Genomic DNA, 2,929 nt, shown 5'->3' with positions numbered 1-2,929 from the left:
GGCAGGCAGTGACCATTTTCTGGGAATTGAGCTATGCGAAAATGCACAAAGCAAACCGCTAATAAGAAGAACGAACAGCCCATATGGGGCCCCCTGGCGAAGCAATGTTGCAGTTCTCGAAACCATTACGATCCTCCAAGTTCTAATTAGGCAAGCGCATCATCGTGCACTATTCGCGCAATATCTTTGCTCTGCGACCACTCGACGAGCATTTTATAGAGTAAGTTCTGCAAGCTGATCCAAATTCCTTCTTTTGCTTTCTAAGCGAACGTCGGTCGACCTTCGGCCATCGGTGTGTGTGGTGCCCAAGTTCGAATGAACCTCATTTTACCCTTCGTTAAGGCGTTAGTAGTCGTGCTAAACTTGTCCATGTATATATGGCATAAGTTGTCCACCCATAGTAGCGTCTGTGTGCCAGTTTTAGTCACCATAGCTAGGCGATCATTCTGCTTCCGGCACCGTTATCTGTTCACCCGCTATATCGACGGCCAGCCTGGCCAGAGATATTTCAGTGAAAACATGAGGGCTGGGCTAAAGCTAATCGATCGTATCCAAGTTATTGCCACAATGTCATCATACCAGGTTACCACACTGAGATAGATGAGACGAGGCGGGAACGTGGCTATCGCCCGGCAGTTGATTATGTGAAAGCACGCTGGATTTTGATCCGCCGAGCAGAGCGATTGATACGCGGCTCAACCAAGATATAGGCATCCCAGGACAAAGCGATATCAGATGCATACGATTATGTATTCTACTTGACGACAAACTCGGCGAATGCTATAATAAGATTATCTAACTTGAGGTGGCATTCCTGATGATTCATATTCCCATAATAATTGGAGTTATCGTTGGTAAGGCAATCCATCATGCGGTCAAGAGCGGTGCAGCTCATCATGCTACCCGAATGACTCATCAAGCATGGATGAACAACCATCATATAGCTAAGCACACGGGTAAGTTCATAGGCGATCGTGCTGCAAAGAATGGCATTCTTTTCAAGAAGTAGTCTTTCTAATGTCAGGCGATGGAACGTTGGGTCGGCCTACCGAATAGCTATGAAGAAGAAGTATCGTCACAGCCTCGAAGATCCCGGCTTTTCTACCATCGCTTTCCATCGCACGAATAACCTGCTGCTTTCCTCCAATTCAATCTCTCCTCCCATCCCAATAGGATAATCTTAAGTCATGGCTTTCTTTTGACATTACGGATTGGAAATGAGATTTTGCAGACGCTACGAAGAAAAGAGAGGTTAAGTTGCGACCAGATAGTCTTATCGGTAAAACCTGCCCGTACTGCCAGACACCTTTTAAGCAAGGGGTGCAAATCGCGACGTGTGATCAATGTCAGATGCCTCACCATTCTGAGTGTTGGCGCGATAATGGGGGGTGCACAACATTTGCGTGCCAAGGAAATTCAGTCGAAGGCATTGAGTTAAATAATAACCGGCAGAATGAGAACATTCCTCGCGATACGCCAATATCTAGCCCGCGGGGTAATAAATCAAATGTTATTGCTACTTTGGTAGGGGCTTTAATTATCGCGGCGGCAATTATCGTAAGTTCCAACCAGCATAATGCTCCAAACTCATCCGGGGGGTCTGAAACTTCCACATCGGTACCCACACCTGTAGCTCCGTCCCCAGTTGGCCAGACACCGCAGCCACCATATAGCGCTTCAATCAGTCTAAGCGTTTACCCAAAGCCTTCAATAGTGTCACGAGCAGACTGGGGAGCCAAAGACCCGTTGCCGGGCATGATGGTTGCGCACACGCCGACTCGGATCACTATTGGGCATTCAGGCATTTTCAGAAACGAGGGCTACAGACTCACAGAAAAGATGCGCAATCTTCAGCGTTACTCGCAGAAGATTGCCATACTTTCTCGTGTGCGTACCAAGCCTGTCTGGGCAGATGTTCCGTATCACTTCTTCATCGACTTTAACGGCCAAATAGCCGAAGGAAGAGATATTGTTTACGCCTCCGATACACTAACAAACTACGACCCAAATGGCCATATTCTCATCTCATTAGAGGGCAACTTCGAGATAGAACAGCCAAATGAAGCCCAGATAGATGCACTTCGGGAACTAGTGTGTTGGCTTGCAATTAATTATGCTATCCCGTCCTCTGAAATAAGAGGACACAAGGATTACGCACTTACCGCCTCTCCCGGTAGAAACCTGCAAGACCTTATACCCACATTACGCACCGATGTTGATGCTGCTGCGTCGACGCATAACACCGCTGAATGATGTTGTTTAGATTGATTTATACTTCAAAGTGCACACATTTTCACGGCGGTTGAATCTAGCCCGTTTAATGGTACAGCAACAGCCTTGTTCGCAAGAACCTGTGATCTTACCCTTAGTATCTCGCCATCTGGCAGTGATAACTGAGTTAGTGGGATAACGCTAAGCATCACTGGTTTGAAAAGTTGTTTACGGGCGCTATCTCCATACGAATGCTGAGTCCTAGTTCCTTAAGCGGATCGGGGCCGTTATATTTCTTTTTTGTTGTGAACGTTCGTGACAAGACAAAGGACTTGCCGTTCCATTTGTACAGACTGAGTTTGTAATGATGTGGGTCTGCACGGGACTCAGCGCTATAGTTGTATATTGTCTTCCCCGCAACTAATAGAACAGGCTTCTTAGCATTTAGCCTCAATATGGTCACGAAGTCGCCGCTTGCGTCATGTGGCTCAATGCAATGGTTGCTGGTGCCCAGTAAGCTGGTAAAGTGACTGCCTGACCATTTAATCGCATGGAATTGGGGATAGTAAGTGTTGTAGGCCAACCACACAAAGTCAAAGACGAGTTCAGGTCTTCCATCAGCATCAAGGTCAACCGCCTGAAGTCGCGCGACGTCATCCGCAGGCAGAGCAGATCGACCGCGTGATGGTCACGGAGGCAGGAGACGAGCCCCTTGGAG

The 2,929-nt window shown here is 47.5% G+C and carries 3 protein-coding genes; 2 read left to right on the top strand and 1 reads right to left on the bottom strand.

Features of this window, described 5'->3' with window-relative positions; genetic code table 11:
- The first annotated feature begins 817 nt into the window (after positions 1–817).
- Positions 818–1,009, top strand: a complete 192-nt coding sequence (locus tag WCO51_11825; GenBank protein ID MEI6513942.1) for a hypothetical protein — start codon at positions 818–820, stop codon at positions 1,007–1,009.
- Between the two features lie 248 nt (positions 1,010–1,257).
- A complete protein-coding gene (locus WCO51_11820) occupies positions 1,258–2,253 on the top strand; it encodes an N-acetylmuramoyl-L-alanine amidase (GenBank protein MEI6513941.1) in 996 nt (331 codons plus the stop codon).
- Positions 2,254–2,670: 417 nt separating this feature from the next.
- Here the strand turns inward: WCO51_11820 and WCO51_11815 are convergent.
- Positions 2,671–2,929 (bottom strand): hypothetical protein (locus WCO51_11815; protein MEI6513940.1); only part of this gene is annotated, 259 nt, incomplete at its 5' end.

The organism is bacterium (assembly GCA_037131655.1).
Classification (GTDB): Bacteria; Armatimonadota; Fimbriimonadia; order Fimbriimonadales; family JBAXQP01; genus JBAXQP01.
This window is presented reverse-complemented; position numbering and strand designations above follow the sequence as displayed.